General features: G+C 72.2%; 15 protein-coding genes. 7 read left to right on the top strand and 8 right to left on the bottom strand.

Annotated features, from left to right (window positions below):
- The first annotated feature begins 218 nt into the window (after positions 1–218).
- On the top strand, positions 219–956 hold the full coding sequence (locus tag IQ279_RS09810; RefSeq protein WP_206347991.1) for a peptidoglycan recognition protein family protein: 738 nt from the start codon (positions 219–221) through the stop codon (positions 954–956).
- A 129-nt stretch (positions 957–1,085) separates the two neighbouring features.
- Here IQ279_RS09810 and IQ279_RS09805 read toward each other — a convergent pair whose 3' ends face one another.
- The 4 genes from IQ279_RS09805 to IQ279_RS09790 all read right to left on the bottom strand — a co-directional run bounded on the left by IQ279_RS09805 (position 1,086) and on the right by IQ279_RS09790 (position 5,710).
- Positions 1,086–1,517: a subtilase-type protease inhibitor gene (locus tag IQ279_RS09805; RefSeq protein ID WP_206347990.1), complete on the bottom strand. Its 432-nt coding sequence runs from the start codon at positions 1,515–1,517 to the stop codon at positions 1,086–1,088.
- A 404-nt stretch (positions 1,518–1,921) separates the two neighbouring features.
- Positions 1,922–2,806: a slipin family protein gene (locus tag IQ279_RS09800; RefSeq protein ID WP_206347989.1), complete on the bottom strand. Its 885-nt coding sequence runs from the start codon at positions 2,804–2,806 to the stop codon at positions 1,922–1,924.
- Between the two features lie 185 nt (positions 2,807–2,991).
- Positions 2,992–4,554, bottom strand: coding sequence for a sodium:solute symporter family protein (locus tag IQ279_RS09795; RefSeq protein ID WP_206347988.1), 1,563 nt, complete (start codon positions 4,552–4,554; stop codon positions 2,992–2,994).
- Positions 4,555–4,783: 229 nt separating this feature from the next.
- Positions 4,784–5,710: a 5-dehydro-4-deoxyglucarate dehydratase gene (locus tag IQ279_RS09790; protein ID WP_206347987.1), complete on the bottom strand. Its 927-nt coding sequence runs from the start codon at positions 5,708–5,710 to the stop codon at positions 4,784–4,786.
- Positions 5,711–6,001: 291 nt separating this feature from the next.
- Between IQ279_RS09790 and IQ279_RS09785 the strand changes: the two genes are divergently transcribed.
- Entirely contained in the window at positions 6,002–6,832 is an 831-nt protein-coding gene (locus IQ279_RS09785) for an NAD-dependent epimerase/dehydratase family protein (protein WP_206347986.1), read from the top strand.
- 72 nt (positions 6,833–6,904) lie between these two features.
- Here the strand turns inward: IQ279_RS09785 and IQ279_RS09780 are convergent, their stop codons facing one another.
- Positions 6,905–9,817 (bottom strand): SpoIIE family protein phosphatase, encoded by a 2,913-nt coding sequence (locus IQ279_RS09780; protein ID WP_206347985.1) that lies wholly within the window; start codon positions 9,815–9,817, stop codon positions 6,905–6,907.
- Positions 9,818–10,115: 298 nt separating this feature from the next.
- Here IQ279_RS09780 and IQ279_RS09775 point away from each other — a divergent pair, with 298 nt between their 5' ends.
- Entirely contained in the window at positions 10,116–11,159 is a 1,044-nt protein-coding gene (locus IQ279_RS09775) for a S66 family peptidase (protein ID WP_206347984.1), read from the top strand.
- Here the strand turns inward: IQ279_RS09775 and IQ279_RS09770 are convergent.
- Entirely contained in the window at positions 11,149–11,541 is a 393-nt protein-coding gene (locus tag IQ279_RS09770) for an SCO4225 family membrane protein (RefSeq protein ID WP_206347983.1), read from the bottom strand. The genes IQ279_RS09775 and IQ279_RS09770 overlap by 11 nt on opposite strands.
- 158 nt (positions 11,542–11,699) lie before the next feature.
- Here IQ279_RS09770 and IQ279_RS09765 point away from each other — a divergent pair, with 158 nt between their 5' ends.
- From IQ279_RS09765 to IQ279_RS09750, 4 genes are all read left to right on the top strand, one after another.
- On the top strand, positions 11,700–12,062 hold the full coding sequence (locus tag IQ279_RS09765) for an SCO4225 family membrane protein (protein WP_206347982.1): 363 nt from the start codon (positions 11,700–11,702) through the stop codon (positions 12,060–12,062).
- 154 nt (positions 12,063–12,216) lie between these two features.
- Positions 12,217–12,636, top strand: coding sequence for a PPOX class F420-dependent oxidoreductase (locus tag IQ279_RS09760; RefSeq protein WP_206347981.1), 420 nt, complete (start codon positions 12,217–12,219; stop codon positions 12,634–12,636).
- Positions 12,637–12,757: 121 nt separating this feature from the next.
- Positions 12,758–12,955, top strand: coding sequence for a hypothetical protein (locus IQ279_RS09755; protein WP_206347980.1), 198 nt, complete (start codon positions 12,758–12,760; stop codon positions 12,953–12,955).
- An 88-nt stretch (positions 12,956–13,043) separates the two neighbouring features.
- A complete protein-coding gene (locus IQ279_RS09750; protein WP_206347979.1) occupies positions 13,044–13,358 on the top strand; it encodes a hypothetical protein in 315 nt (104 codons plus the stop codon).
- A gap of 33 nt (positions 13,359–13,391) precedes the next feature.
- Here the strand turns inward: IQ279_RS09750 and IQ279_RS09745 are convergent, their stop codons facing one another.
- Both IQ279_RS09745 and IQ279_RS09740 read right to left on the bottom strand, forming a co-directional pair.
- Positions 13,392–13,613 carry a hypothetical protein gene (locus IQ279_RS09745; protein WP_307792285.1) on the bottom strand — a complete coding sequence of 74 codons (222 nt, stop codon included), beginning with the start codon at positions 13,611–13,613 and terminating at the stop codon, positions 13,392–13,394.
- Positions 13,614–13,688: 75 nt separating this feature from the next.
- Positions 13,689–14,141 (bottom strand): NUDIX domain-containing protein, encoded by a 453-nt coding sequence (locus IQ279_RS09740; RefSeq protein ID WP_307792284.1) that lies wholly within the window; start codon positions 14,139–14,141, stop codon positions 13,689–13,691.
- Positions 14,142–14,147: the final 6 nt, after the last annotated feature.

Below are 14,147 nucleotides of genomic sequence, written 5' to 3'. Positions count from 1 at the left end.
CAACCGATCCGCTGAGCCCTGTAGCGGCTTCCCGGCCGGGACGGCACACCGCCGTCCCGGCCGGGAAGCCCGCGTTCGGCCGCGCGGGCGGGGCCCGCCTCGACCCCCCCTGATCTACCCTTTGAGCTGCACAAACATCTTTCCGGGCGGTCGTTCGCCGTCACCCGACCGGCCCTGCCGGCCGCGAGATCCGCGGCGAGCCGGGGCAGGGTGGGGGCATGTGGTACCCACGACTCGTGCTGGGCGCCGCCCTTCTGCCGCTGGCACTGCTGGTGGCGCGGGACGTTCCCGCCCATCTCCTCGATCCCCCGGTGCCGGATACCGCCGGCCCCGCCACCGCCTACACCGCGCCACGGCCCGCGGTCGTCAGCCGCAAGGCCTGGCGCGCCGACGAGAGCCTGGTCAGGGAGGAGGCCAGCTACACGGGCCCGGTGAGCGCCGTCTTCGTCCACCACACCGGCCACCCCAACGGCTACGACTGCTCGGACGTCCCGCAGCTGCTGCGGGCACTGGAGACGGACCACGTCGAGGGCCAGGGGTGGGACGACATCGGCTACAACTTCGTCGTGGACAGGTGCGGGACCATCTACGAGGGGCGGGGCGGCGGCATCGGACGCCCGGTGTACGGCGCGCACACCAAGGGATTCAACCGCAACAGCGTCGGTGTGGCGGCGCTGGGCACCTTCGGCGCGGGGCAGGAGGTGCCACGCGCGGTGATCGACGCGATCGCCGAGGTCGCGGCGTGGAAACTGCGGCCCGGCGCGGACCCGCAGGGCAGGGTGCGGCTGGTCTCGACGAACGACGAGAGCCGTTACGACGAGGGCGAGGCGGCGACGTTCGACGTCATCGCCGGCCATCGTGACAGCCACCAGACCGACTGCCCGGGCCAGGCGCTGTACGACAGGCTGCCGGAGATCCGCGAGGAGGCCACCCGCCTGCGTGACCTCGACCCCTGACGGACCCGCCGCCACCGGTTCCGTCCACCGCCGCAGGGCCGCCGCCGTCCGTACGGTGGCGGCCCTCCGGCGTCCTCGGGCAGGCGGCAGGGCTCCGGGTCCGGGCTCCGGGCGGGGCCGTCCGCGGGCTCAGAAGGAGAAGACCGCGGGGGCGGTGTCCGCCATGACGCAGGCGTTGGAGAAGGTGTGCGCGTACGAGACCCTGCGGCCCTCCCAGACACCGTCGGCGGCCACGGTGACCGGATCCCAGATCATCGGGCACATCCGGTCACCGGGCTCGACCAGCGAGGCGAAATCGCCGTCCGCGGAACGCAGCTCACCGCACGCCTCGGCCGGCGCCGGGTGGGTGCCGCCCGGTGCGGGCGAGCAGCTCAACACGACGGCCCGCAGCACGGTGGCCGTCGCCGGATCCTCCCCCTCGCCGACGGTGAGCACCAGGGCCGAGGGCGCGTACAGCCCTCCGGGCTGCGCGGGCGAGGCGGCCGCGGCGGCCGCCTCGCCCGCCAGGCAGGTGACGGCCAGAGCGGTGCCCACTCCCAGGGCCTTGATGGCGTACCGCATTTCGAACACTCCTCGGTTCGATTCGTCAGATTCCGAACAGGAGTCTTGCCGGAGCGAAGCGCGAACGCACATCGGATGAATCACTTCCGGTCACCTTGGGCGACGATTCGATTGCCCAAAGTGGCGCCGGGGCGGCCGCAGGCCTTCCGGTCTCCTGCGAGGACGTGTCCGGCATGCGAACAGATGAGGTGACGGCTTCCGGCGGGGCGCCCGTGACCTGCGGTTCGGCGAACGAGGCCGCTTTGTCCGAACACCCGCCCCGGCCGGAGAGCGGTGTGGTTCTCTTTGGCCGACAGTGTCGGGTGGGCTCTACTCCGGGTTCGTCCGGGGGGCCGAGGCGGCACGGGGATTGCGGCCGTGCGCATGCGCGGGTCCGGCGGTCCGGGCCGCCGGACCCGCATGCCTCACCCTCCCCCGGCGCGCTGCCCGTCATTCCCGGAGTCCGCCGGCGTACTCGCGGAGGAGGCCGCCGTGTACGGGATCTGCGTGGACGGGGCCTGCGCGGAGGGCGCCCCGCCCGGCTGGGGAGCCTGCTGGGCCTTCTCCAGGAACCGCAGCAGTTCGACGGGGAAGGGCAGGACCAGGGTGGAGTTCTTCTCGGCCGCGACCGCCACCACCGTCTGAAGAAGCCGCAACTGCAGCGCGGATGGCGTGTCGGCCATCTGCTGCGCGGCCTCCGCCAGTTTCTTCGACGCCTGGAACTCCGCGTCGGCGTTGATGACGCGGGCCCGCCGGTCGCGGGCGGCCTCCGCCTGGCGGGCCATCGACCGCTTCATCGTCTCCGGCAGGGAGACGTCCTTGATCTCGACCCGGTCGACGTGGACGCCCCAGCCCACGGCCGGGCTGTCGATCATCAGCTCCAGGCCCTGGTTCAGCTTCTCCCGGTTGGACAGCAGGTCGTCCAGGTCGCTCTTGCCGATGATGGAGCGCAGCGAGGTCTGGGCCATCTGGGAGACCGCGAAGCGGTAGTCCTCCACCCGGACGATCGCGTCGACGGGGTCGACGACCTTGAAGTAGACGACGGCGTCGACCCGGACGGTCACGTTGTCCCTGCTGATGCCCTCCTGCGCGGGCACGGGCAGGGTCACTATCTGCAGATTGACCTTGCGCATCCGGTCGACGAACGGAACGATCATGGTGAAGCCCGGTGATCGTATGTCCTTCATGACCCTCCCGAGTCGGAAGACCACTCCGCGCTCGTACTGTTTGACCACCCGGGCTGCCAGCGCGACGTAGACGGCGCAGACGCAGAGCAGCACGATCCCCGCCGCCGCGAGTCCCTGGAGCATCGCAGACACCTACTGTCCATGAGTTGGGCTGTTTCCCCCGTCCGGTTTGCCTGGTATTTACGATATCTCCCTGCGGTGATCGACGGGAGTCCCGTCTCCGGAACGCCGGGAGCCGCGCCGTGCGGGCGGCCGCCCCCGGGCGCGACGGCGCCCCGGGCGCGGTGTGCGCCCGGGGTGGCTCCCGCTCAGCGGGTGGAAACCGTGCCCGACACGGCGTCGCCGTCGAAGGAGGGCGGATGCTCGGCGAACCTGCTTTCCACCTCGGCCCGTTCGGCCTCCGACGGGTCGCTGTCGAGGGAGTCGAGCAGCACGTCGCGCGCCGTGCTGCCCTCGGGCCGTATCAGCCCGACGGCTATGTACAGCGTCAGTGAGGTGAGGACGGGCAGGCCGACGCTCACGGTCTGGTTCGCGTCGTCCACTCCCCAGTACAGATACGCCCAGACCGCCAGGCCGCCCGCCCAGGAGGCGAGTGCCGCGCGCGGCCCGTGGCGACGGAACCAGGGCAGTAGGCCCAGCATCAGCGGAATGGAGATCGGCCCCATGGTGGCCGCGACGACGCTCACCACGACCGTCATGATGAAGCCGTCCGGGTCGGCGAGGAGGGCGAGGGCCATGCTGAACGTGACGAAGGCGACGGTGGTGACCCGCGCGAACATCAGCTGCCCGGCTTCCGTCAGACGCCGTACGCGAGGGAGGATCACCGGGGCGAGGTCGCGGGTGATGACGGCGGTGATGACGTTGGAGTCGGAGGCGACCATGGCCATGGTGTGGGAGAAGAAGCCGGCCAGGAGCAGTCCGATGAGTCCGGCGGGCAGCAGTTCCTGGGCGAGCATGATGTACGACCTCTCGCCGTCGTCCAGGCCGGGGACGATGAGAGGGGCGGCGATCATCGGAACGAAGAGGATGAACGGCCACACGATCCACAGGAAGCTGGAGAGCAGCGCCGACCTCCTGGCCCGGGAGCCGGAGGGCGCGGCCATGTAGCGCTGCGCCAGGTTCCACATGCCGCCGTTGTACTCGAAGGTCTTCACCAGCAGGAACGCCATGATCAGCCCGGTGGTGACGGGGCCGTTGACCGGGTCGCCGCGGTCGGCCGGGAGGTCGTCCCACATCGTCCAGAGCGTGGCCACCCCGTCGAGGTGCGCGAAGAGGGCGAACAGCATCGCGAACCCGGCGACGGCCTGGATGACGAACTGGCCGAAGTCGGTGAGGACGTCGGCCCACAGGCCGCCGAAGGCCATGTAGAGCATGGTGCAGGCGCCGGTCAGGACTATGCCCCACACCAGCGGGATGTCCGCGAAGCCCTGGAGCAGCAGAGCGATGGCGACCCACTTGGCGGCGATGTCCACCACCTTGAGCGCGGTGCCGCTGTAGGCGAGGACCTGCTGGGTGGGCAGGTCGTAGCGGACGGCCAGGTAGGCGAGCGGAGAGTTGACGCCGTGTCTGGAGCGCAGCCGGTTCCAGCGAGCGGCGAAGAGGAAGGCGCCGACGCCGATGCCGAGCCCGATGGTGAGGGGCCACCAGAAGTAGACGGTGACGCCATGGTCGTACGCGACCGCGGCGAAGGTGACGAACATGATCGCGCTGTAGCCGGACATGTGGTGCGATATCCCGGAGAGCCACCAGGGGATGCGGCCGCGAGCCGTGAAGAAGTCGGCGATGGTGTGGATGCGCTTCCTCGACCAGAGGCCGATGCCCACCATCACGAGGAAGTACGCGCCCAGCACGGTCCAGTCCAGTGCGGCCATGACGGCTCCTTTTGTTCATAGATATGAACATCTGTCAACTCTATGAATGCGTGCCGTCACAGTAGGAGTGCCCTCGCGGGGCGTCAATACGTGCGAACGGATGGAACCACAAGAAGGGTGGGACGAGGCGGATGCCTTGGGTGGCGTTCATGGATGTGGATTCTGCTGCGCCCCTGCTCGCTGCCGGGGCCGTCCGTGCGGAGGCCCTGTCCGGGCCTCCGCACCCGCCTCACGCCAGCAGGGCGCGCCCGTGTTCCATCAGGGCGGACAGCTCTTCGATGTGCGCGCCGTCCGGCTCGCTCAGCGGTGGCCGCACCCCGCCCACGTCCAGACCGCGCAGGCGCACCCCGGCCTTGACCAGCGAGACCGCGTAGCCGCGCCCCTTGTTCCGCAGCTCCACCAGGGGGCGGTAGAAGCCGTCGACCAGCCGGCGCACGGTGGCGTCGTCGCCCCCGTTGAAGGCGCGGTGGAAGGCGACGGCGATCTCCGGTGCGAAGCAGAAGGCGGCCGAGGAGTAGAGACCGACCCCAATGCCCCGGTAGGCGAGGCAGGTGAGTTCGGCGGTGGGCAGCCCGTTGAAGTACAGGAACTCACGGCCGGGCTCCGCGGTCCGCACCGCGCTGACGATCCGCTGCATCAGGTCGAGGTCGCCGACGCCGTCCTTCAGGCCCGCGATCCTGGGGTGGCGGGCGAGTTCGGCCACGGTGGCCGGAGCGAGAACGGCGTTGTCCCGCTGGTAGACGATGACGTCCAGCCCGGTCGCGTCGGCGAGGGCGGTGTAGTGGGCCCGCAACCCCTGCTGATCCGGTGCGACCAGATAGGGGGGCATGGCCAGGAGCCCGTCGGCGCCCGCCTCCTCCGCGGCGCGGGCGTACCGCACGGCGAGGGCGGTGCCGTAGCCGGTGCCCGCGACCACCGGCACCCGCCCCGCCGCCTCCGCCACCGCCGCGGAGACGCACGCGCCGAACTCCTCGGGGGTCAGGGCGTGGAACTCGCCGGTGCCGCAGCAGGCGAAGACGGCGGCGGCGCCGGCGTCGATGCCACCGCGCACATGCTCGCGGAACACGTCGGTGTCGAGGGCGCCGTCCGGTCCGTACGCGGTGACGGGGAAGAAGAGCAGACCGTCGAGCCGGGCGGTGAGAGAAGGTGTTGTCACGGCACTCCCTGGGTGTCGCGGGGCGGCAGATGCTGTACACATTCACGACCGCTGTCCACATTCATGAACAACGCTACGGTAGGACAGTGTTCTGCGGCGGTCAAGGTGGTCTGTTGTTACGGGGAAAGTGCCCGGAGGAAAGCCGAGAAAGCGCTTTCCCTTACACTTGACGATGCCGAAGTGAGCTCCTACCGTCTCCACAGTTGTGAATGACGTTCGGTGAATCGCTCCCTCGACGACCCCGCCCGGCGTGTACGCGCCGACCTCCCCACCGCACCGAGGAGACAGCCCATGCCCGCCCCCAGAACCGTCCTGCTCACCGGTGCCGCGGGCGGCCTCGGCACCCTGATGCGGGGACTGCTCCCCTCCTACGGCTACACCCTCCGGCTCCTCGACGTCGCCCCCGTCGAGCCGCTTCCCGGAGCGGAGGGGCGGGCCGAGGAGGCGATCACCGCCGACCTCGCGGACCGGGCGGCACTGCGCGAGGCGGTGCGGGGCGTGGACGCCGTCGTCCACCTCGCCGGGATCTCTCTGGAGGCCCCCTTCGAGAAAATCGTGCGAGCGAACATCGAGGGCACCTACAACCTCTACGAGGCGGTTCGCGAGGAGGGCGTCGGACGCGTCGTCTTCGCCTCTTCCAACCACGCCGTCGGCTACACCCCCCGTCCACGCGAGGGCGATCCGCTGATCGGTGTGGACACCCCGCACCGCCCCGACACCTTCTACGGGCTGTCGAAGTGCTTCGGCGAGGACCTGGCCCAGCTCTACTGGGACCGGCACGGCATCGAGACCGTCTCCATCCGCATCGGCTCCTGCTTCCCCGAGCCCACGACGGTGCGGATGCTCTCGGTCTGGATGAGCCCCTCCGACGGTGCCCGGCTGCTGCACGCAGCCCTGACCGCCGAGGGCGTCGGGCACACCGTCGTCCACGGCTCCTCCGCCAACACCCGGCTGTGGTGGGACCTCTCCTCGGCGCGGGCGCTGGGATACGAGCCGCAGGACGACTCCGAGCCGTACGCGGCCGAGCTCATCGCCGAACAGGGCGAACTCGACCCGGACCGGCCGGAACACGGCTGCCTGGGAGGCCACTTCACCACCGAACCGCCGATCTGGACGCACTGACACGTACCGACCCGCTGCTTCACGGTCCCGCCGGCCCGGTGAGCCGCCGGAGCGGCGGCTCACCGGGCCGCCTCAGCCCAGGTCGTCGAACATGGCCAGCAGGGCCTGCTCGTCCGCCTCCTTTGGGACGGGCTCCTCCCGGCGGCCGGAGTCCCCGGGGTGCGGCACCTGCTCGGCCCACACCGTCTTCCCCCGCGGCATGTAGCGCACCCCCCAGTTCCTGGTGAACTGCGCCACCAGGAACAGGCCGCGCCCGCCCTCCTCGGTCACCCCGGCACGCCGGATGCGGGGAGAGGAGTTGCTGCGGTCGGAGACCTCGCAGAGCAGGGACGCGCCGCGCAGCAGCCGCAGCCGCACAGGCCCCCCGCCGCCGTACCGCACGGCGTTGGTGACCAGCTCGCTCACCACCAGGCCGGTGCCGTACTCCAGTTCCGGCAGGCTCCACTCGTCCAGCTGACGCCGGGCCAGAGCCCTGGCGTCGGACACCACCGACGGGTCGGCGGGCAGCTCCCAGGACGCCACCCGGTCGGCGGGCAGCGCGTGCACACGGGCCAGCAACAGGGCCACGTCGTCCCGGGGGCCGCCGGGCAGCAGGGTACCGGTGACCCGGTCGCAGATCCGCTCCAGGGACGGCTCCGGGGACGGCCCCGGCGGTGAACCCGCCGGCGAATCCGGCGAGGAGTCCCGCGGCGGTTCCGGGCCGCGCAGCGCGGAGGTGAGCAGCCCCATGCGCGCCTCGGCGTCGCCGTAGCCGCGGTCCTCCTTGAACAGGCCGTCGGTGTACAGCGCCAGCAGGCTGCCCGCGGGCAGTTCCACGGTGGCCGACTCGTAGGGCTGGAGCCCGCCGAGCCCGAGCGGCGGGCCGGACGGCAGGTCCAGCGTCCGGGCCCTGCCGCCGGGAAGCACGGCGACGGGCGGCGGATGCCCGGCCCGGGCGGCCGTACAGCGGCAGGTCACCGGGTCGTACACGGCGTACAGGCAGGTCGCGGCCGTGGCCGGGTCGTCAGGAGCGCGACCGACCAGGTCGTCCAGATGGGCCAGCACCTCCTCCGGCGGCATGTCCAGATCGGCCAGGGTGCGCACCGCCGTGCGCAGCCGGCCCATGGTGGCCGCCGCCTCCAGTCCGTGGCCCGCCACGTCCCCGACGACCAGCGCCGAACGCATCCCGGACAGCGGGATCGCGTCGAACCAGTCGCCGCCCACCCCGCTCCTGGCGTCGGCGGGCAGATAGCGGTGGGCGAGGTCGACCGCGGCCAGCCGCGGTGTGTCACGTGGCAGCAGGCTGCGCTGCAGGGTCAGGGCGGCGTCGCGCTCCCGGCTGAAACGGCGGGCGTTGTCCACGCTGATCGCGGTGCGGGCCGCGAGCTCGCCCGCCAGGGCCAGGTCGTCCTCCTCGTAGGGGTGCGCCCTGCCGCGCCGGTAGAAACCGGCCAGACCCAGGACGGCGCCCCCGGCACGCAGTGGCGCGGCCAGATACGAGTGCTCTCCCTCGCCGAGCAGATCGCGCAGCAGTTCGCCGGGGTGGGCGCCGCTCAGGGAGGGCGCCGTGAGGATCTCGGTCCGCACCGAGTCCGCGACCGGCCGTCCGGCTTCCAGGCACCGGGCCTGCGGTGTGCCGGGTGCGTAGCCGACCCGGGCGTCCGTGCCTCCGGTTCGCCCGCCCTCCGCGTCCTCGCCGCCCCGCACGGTCACCCGGCGCAGCGCCGTCGCGGCGCCAGGGGTTCCCGGGCGGGGCTCCTCGCCGGCCAGGACGTTCTCGGTCAGGTCCACCACGACGATGTCGGCGAACCTCGGAACGGCGATCTCCGCCAGCTCCCGCGCCGTGCGCCGGATGTCCAGCGTGGTGCCGATCCGGGTGCCCGCCTCGTTCAGCAGCGACAGCCGCCGACGGGCCTCGACGGCCAGACGGCCGACGCCCGGCTCGCCCACCATCAGCAGCCACGCGTCGGGGCCGCCGCCCTCCGTCCCGCCGGGCCGCCGCTCCGATTCCGCCTCCCGCGGTCCTTCGGTCTCCTCCCGGGCGCCGTCCGGCGCGCCCGGCTCCTTCCGAGCCCCTGCGGGCCGCTCTGCGGGGGACGGCGGAAGCAGCAGCGGCACCCGCCGGCCGTCCGGGCCGCCTGCCACGGCCGCGGGCGCTCCCGGTGCGGTGGCGGCGGGACGGCCCTCCCGGAAACTGATCTCGACGGCGGCGCCCTCCGCGTCGCCGTGGTGCAGGAGTTTGCGCCGCAGTGTCGCCACCCGCCCACCCGTCAGCGGCACCTCGGCGAACGTCTCGCCACCGGAGGAGATCAGCTCGGTGGCGGCCTCCAGCAGCGCCAGTTCCTCCCGCGGGACCAGCCGGGGCGCCGCCTCGCCGCGCCGGGCCGGCGTCCCCGAGGCGGGGTCGATCTCGGCGTGCTCGCCGCGCCGCCTGGCCCGCAGGAAGGACTCCATCAGGCCGCGTTCCCGGGCCGATCCCATCTCCAGCAGCCGCTGGCCGATGCGGTCGGTGGCCTTCTGGAGCGTCAGAGCCATCCCGGACCTGGCCAGCTCCATGGGGACGGAGAGGTTCACCGCGCCCTGCACGGTGCCGCCCACCGGGTCGCGCACCGGGGCGGCCATGCAGGTCAGCGTCTTGAGGCTGTGAAGGAAGTGCTCGTGTCCGACGACCACGAACGGGGCACGGGTGCTCAGCACCATGCTGACGCTGCTGGTGCCCATGAACCGTTCGTCGACATTGGCGCCCGGGACGAGGGAGGCGGCATCCATCAGATCCAGCCCCCCGGTCTCCCCGAGCCGGTCGACGATGTTGGCCCGCGAGTCGGTCAGGACCACGGTGACGGGCATTCCGGAGAACCGCTCGTACAGCCGCCGCAGCACCGGCATGGCCGCCCTGACCAGCCGGGAGTCGGGGTCCAGGTCGCTCTCGACGGGTAGCGCGGGGTTCTCCTGGTCGACGCCGAGCAGGCGCGAGCGCTGCCAGGAGGCGAGGATCTCCGCACGCACCTGGGGGGAGGGCGGCCGGTCGGCGGGGCCGTCCCTCTCGGATACCGGGAAATCCGAGAAAAAATTCACTAGAACGGAATAATAGGACAAAAGGGGTGTCTGTTCATGTCGGTGCGCGGAACGGCCGGGGAGCCCCGATAAGCGGCGCGGGCTCGCCCCCTCGTCCGGTCCCCGGGGGAGCGCCTCAGCCCCTCGGCCGCGGACAGCGGGGCTGAGGAGGGGAGGGAGCGAGTCCTGCCGGGACGGGCCCTGCGATATTCGCTGCGGCGACGGGCCCGCCGACTTCTATGATCGGCGGATGACGGATCCCGTGTACCCGGCGAAACCCCGGCCCGGTGACATGGTCGCGGTGCTGTCCCCCTCGTCCGGCCTTCCCGGCGTCTTCCCCATGCCGTACGAGCTGGGCCTGCGCAGACTGCAAGAGGAATTCGGGCTGAAGACGGTGGAGTACCCGGCCTCCAGGAAGATGGGGTCGACGCCCGAGGAGCGGGCCGCGGACATCCACGCGGCCTTCGCGGACCCCCGCATCAAGGCCGTGTTCGCCAGCATCGGCGGTGACGACCAGATCACCGTCCTGCCCCACCTCGACCGCGACCTCCTCCGCGCCAACCCCAAGCCCTTCTTCGGCTACAGCGACAACACCAACCTGCTGCTCCTGCTGCGGAACCTGGGCATCGTCGGCTACCACGGCAGCACGGTGATGGTCGAGCTCGGACGCCCCGGCGCGATGCACCCGCTGACCGCCGACTCGCTCAGGGCGGCGCTGTTCACCTCCGGCGAGTACGAACTCACCGCGGCGGACGCCTACGGGGACGTCAGCCGCCCCTGGGACGACCCGCGCACCTTCGACTCCGAACCGCGGATGGAACCCGCCGACGGCTGGTCCTGGCACAACGGCGACCGGGTGGTCGAAGGGATCGGCTGGGGCGGCGAACTGGAGATCGTCTCCTGGCTGCTGATGGCCGACCGCGAGGTCCTTCCGGTCGACTCCTACGCCGGCGGCGTGCTCTTCCTGGAGACGTCCGAGGAGATGCCGCGCGCCGAACAGGTCTACCGGATCCTGCGCAACATGGGCGAACGCGGTCTGCTCAGGCAGTTCCCCGCGCTGCTGATGGGCAGGGCGAGGAGCTGGTCGTTCGAGAACCGGTTCACCGCCCCGGAGAAGGCACGGTTCCGCCGGGACCAGCGAGAGGCCGTCCTGCGGGCCCTTCGGCAGTACGCCCCCGACACCATGGCGGTGTTCGACGTCGATCTCGGTCACACCGACCCTCAGTTCGTCGTCCCCGTCGGAGGACGGATCCGGGTGGACGGCCCCGCGCGCCGTATCACGGTCACCTACTGAGCCGGTCCCCCCGGCCACCGGGGTACCGGTCCCGGGCGGGGCGCCGGCTCAACGGGTGCCACCAGTGCTCCGCCCGGCCCGCCCCGGCACGGACGCACCAGTTGACCAGGGCGGCGTTCGCCAGGGCGCTCACGACGACGACCGACACATAGGCGAAGATCCCCTTCCAGGGCACCAGGAGAAGCAGCACACTCAGCGGCACGGTGGCCGGCAGAGGAAGGACCCCCGCCATGGAGGCGTCCTCGTGGCTCACGAGGAAGGCGTCCGCCGACCCCCATATCAGCAGGGCGCCGCACACCGCCAGATAGGCGCGGGCGGCCCGCGTCCCGGCCAAGGCCGAGGCGACGCGCCGCACACGCCGCCGGTGTCCTGCGCGGTCCATACGCCCCACCCCCCCCGTATGCCCGCCCCCGTGTCCCGTTCCCGCCGCTCCGCCTTCGGCACAGCGGCCCACCGGCCGCCGGGCGCCGCGAACCCTCGTGGAACGCGCGGCACGAGGGCGGCGGACGACGAGCGGGACGGAAGAGACAGGTGAGCGAAATGGCCGTGCACGATGGCACGCGGGGCGACGGGGACGGGAGCGGCAGGGGGCGGATCCCCGCACGGATCTCGGGCATCGCGGACAACCGGCCCGCCCGGATCTATCTGGCGGTGTGCGCCGCGCTGGTGCTGTGGGCCGCGCTGGACGCGGCGTTCGTCCCGCACGAGGACGCCTCGCTGGCAGGGGTGTGGCCCGTGGCGGCCACCGCCCCGACCAGCCTGCTCGCCCTCGCCGTGCCGCTGCCGGACGGTCCCGTGGGAGCGGTGCTCCTGCTCGGCCTGGTCTGCCTGGCCGCCGTGGTCAACGCCGGGGTCCTCAGCGCCGTGCTGCGCCGCTTCCGCACCCGCGCCGCCCGGGCCTGAGGCGCCCCGCGGGCGGTGGCGCGACGCCGCCCGCGCGGAGTGCGTGCTCCCGCGTTCGGCGCCGGCGGTGTGTGATGCTGGGCGGAGACATGCCGGTCGAATGACGTACGACGGCGTACAGCGACGTGCAGCGATGTGCCGAGGAGTGCCACCCATGTCGAAGCCACCGCTCCCCGAAGCGGCCGTGACCATGCTGAAGAAGGCCAACCCGGCCGTCATCACGACCCTGCGGCCGGACGGCCAGCCGGTGTCCACCGCCACCTGGTACCTGTGGGAGGACGGCCGGGTGCTGGTCAACATGGACGAGGCCCGCAAACGGCTGCGGCACGTGCGCGACGATCCCCGTGTCACCCTCACCGTGCTCGACGAGGGCAACTGGTACACGCACGTCAGCCTCATCGGCCGGGTGGCCGAGATCCTCGACGACCCGGAGCTCGCCGACATCGACCGGCTGGCCCGCCACTACCTGGGCGAGCCGTATCCGCGGCGGGACCGCCGCCGCGTCAGCGCCTGGATCGAGGTCGACCGCTGGCACGGCTGGGGCTCCCTGAAGGACAGCGACCAGCCCGGGTGACGCCCCCGGCCGCGACCGCGCCGCGAGGCACGGCCGAGGCGGACGCGAGCCGGCAGGAGTGTTCTCCTCCGTACGGGGCACCGGTCGATGACAGCCCGGTTCGGTTGTTTCAGGAGGCACCGTGACGGAAACCGTCGTTCTCATCCTCGGCCTGGTGGTCGCGCCCATCGCCGCCCTCGCCCTGCTCACTTGGGGCCTGAACGGCACCGTGTGGCTGCTGGACCACCTCGCCGGCCGGAGGCGGCCGGCGGCACGGACCGTGCGGTGGCGGGCTCCGGAGACGAACCCGGGCGCCGGCGCCGGCACCCTTCCCCGCTGACTCCCCGCCGGTCCCCGCGCTGACCCTGCCGGGGCATGGAGGGGCGAATCGGGCATGGCATCCGGCCCGGCCGGTCACACGTCGGAACATGAACGATTCACCGAGCACACCCCCCGCCGGCGACCCGGCGGACGAACAGGCCGTCCGGCGCCTGGTACCGGTCTGGCTGGAGGAGGCCGCCCGCCATGATGCGGAGGCGGCCGGGCGGGCCCGGCAGGAGTGGGAACAGGGCCGCCTGTCCTCCGACGGCGCGAGGGAACTGGCCGACTGGGTGACGGCCCGGGTCACCGACACCGGGTTCAACGAGGACGAGGGGCCTTCCAGGCAGGGGCCCGCGCACGTCAGCGTGGCCGACAAGGCCGCGGTCCACCGGTGGCTCGCCGCCCGGGGCCACGACGTGTGAGGCGGCGCCTGGCTGCCGGAGCGGGACGGCGGCTCAGGTCCAGGTGTACTTGTCCCCGCCCACCCACCGCACGGTGGCCGGGTCGTCCAGGTCCACCGGACTCAGCCCCGCGTCGTACGCCAGCCGGACCACGTCGGTGATGTCGTGGGCCAGGCCGACCGTCCCGTCACCGAGCTGGACCGTGCGGAACGGCCGGTCCCCGTGTGTCACGCCCCAGACGATGATCGGGGGCCGCGACGGCTTCTCGTCGGTCACGCCTTCCATCGTGGACCGGACCGCCCCGCTTCGCACCCCGGACCGCGGTCCGGGGTGCGAAGCGGGGCGGCCGGATCAGCCGGACCCGCTTCCGATCAGCGACCGGTGGGAATCCTGCAGCCCCTCGGGCAGGTCTCCGGGCGCGAACCACCTCGCCTCCAGGATCTCGAGGGGATCGGCCCGGAGGGTGCCGCCGGTGAGCCGGGCCTCGTAGGCCACCTCCGCCCGCAGCCGGTACCCGCTGGTGAGACGGACGAGTTCGCCGACGCGCACGTCGAGTCCGGTCTCCTCGCGCACCTCGCGGACGACGGTCTCCTGGAAGGTCTCGCCCTTCTTCGCATAGCCCGTCGGCAGGCCCCACGGGCGGTCCTCGCGCCACATGCGGTGCCGCAGCAGGAGCACGTTGCCGTCCGCATCGCGTACGACGCCGGTGACGCCCACCATGAACTTCGGGTTGGCCAGCCACAGCAGACGCCACTGCAGCGGGCCGCCGATGCGGTGCCAGATCCGGGCGACGATCCTCTTCACGGCCTC

Source organism: Streptomyces verrucosisporus, assembly GCF_017114865.1.
Taxonomy (GTDB): Bacteria; Actinomycetota; Actinomycetes; order Streptomycetales; family Streptomycetaceae; genus Streptomyces; species Streptomyces fenghuangensis.
The sequence above is the reverse complement of the archived record's forward strand: the minus strand, read 5'-3'. Positions and strand labels throughout refer to the sequence as shown.

Coding starts and splice junctions, on each gene's coding strand:
- IQ279_RS09760 (WP_206347981.1), top strand. CDS start 12,217: ATGTCGAAGCCACCGCTCCCCGAAGCGGCCGTGACCATGCTGAAGAAG.
- IQ279_RS09750 (WP_206347979.1), top strand. CDS start 13,044: ATGAACGATTCACCGAGCACACCCCCCGCCGGCGACCCGGCGGACGAA.
- IQ279_RS09770 (WP_206347983.1), bottom strand. CDS start 11,541: ATGGACCGCGCAGGACACCGGCGGCGTGTGCGGCGCGTCGCCTCGGCC.
- IQ279_RS09775 (WP_206347984.1), top strand. CDS start 10,116: ATGACGGATCCCGTGTACCCGGCGAAACCCCGGCCCGGTGACATGGTC.
- IQ279_RS09810 (WP_206347991.1), top strand. CDS start 219: ATGTGGTACCCACGACTCGTGCTGGGCGCCGCCCTTCTGCCGCTGGCA.
- IQ279_RS09805 (WP_206347990.1), bottom strand. CDS start 1,517: ATGCGGTACGCCATCAAGGCCCTGGGAGTGGGCACCGCTCTGGCCGTC.
- IQ279_RS09765 (WP_206347982.1), top strand. CDS start 11,700: ATGGCCGTGCACGATGGCACGCGGGGCGACGGGGACGGGAGCGGCAGG.
- IQ279_RS09800 (WP_206347989.1), bottom strand. CDS start 2,806: ATGCTCCAGGGACTCGCGGCGGCGGGGATCGTGCTGCTCTGCGTCTGC.
- IQ279_RS09785 (WP_206347986.1), top strand. CDS start 6,002: ATGCCCGCCCCCAGAACCGTCCTGCTCACCGGTGCCGCGGGCGGCCTC.
- IQ279_RS09795 (WP_206347988.1), bottom strand. CDS start 4,554: ATGGCCGCACTGGACTGGACCGTGCTGGGCGCGTACTTCCTCGTGATG.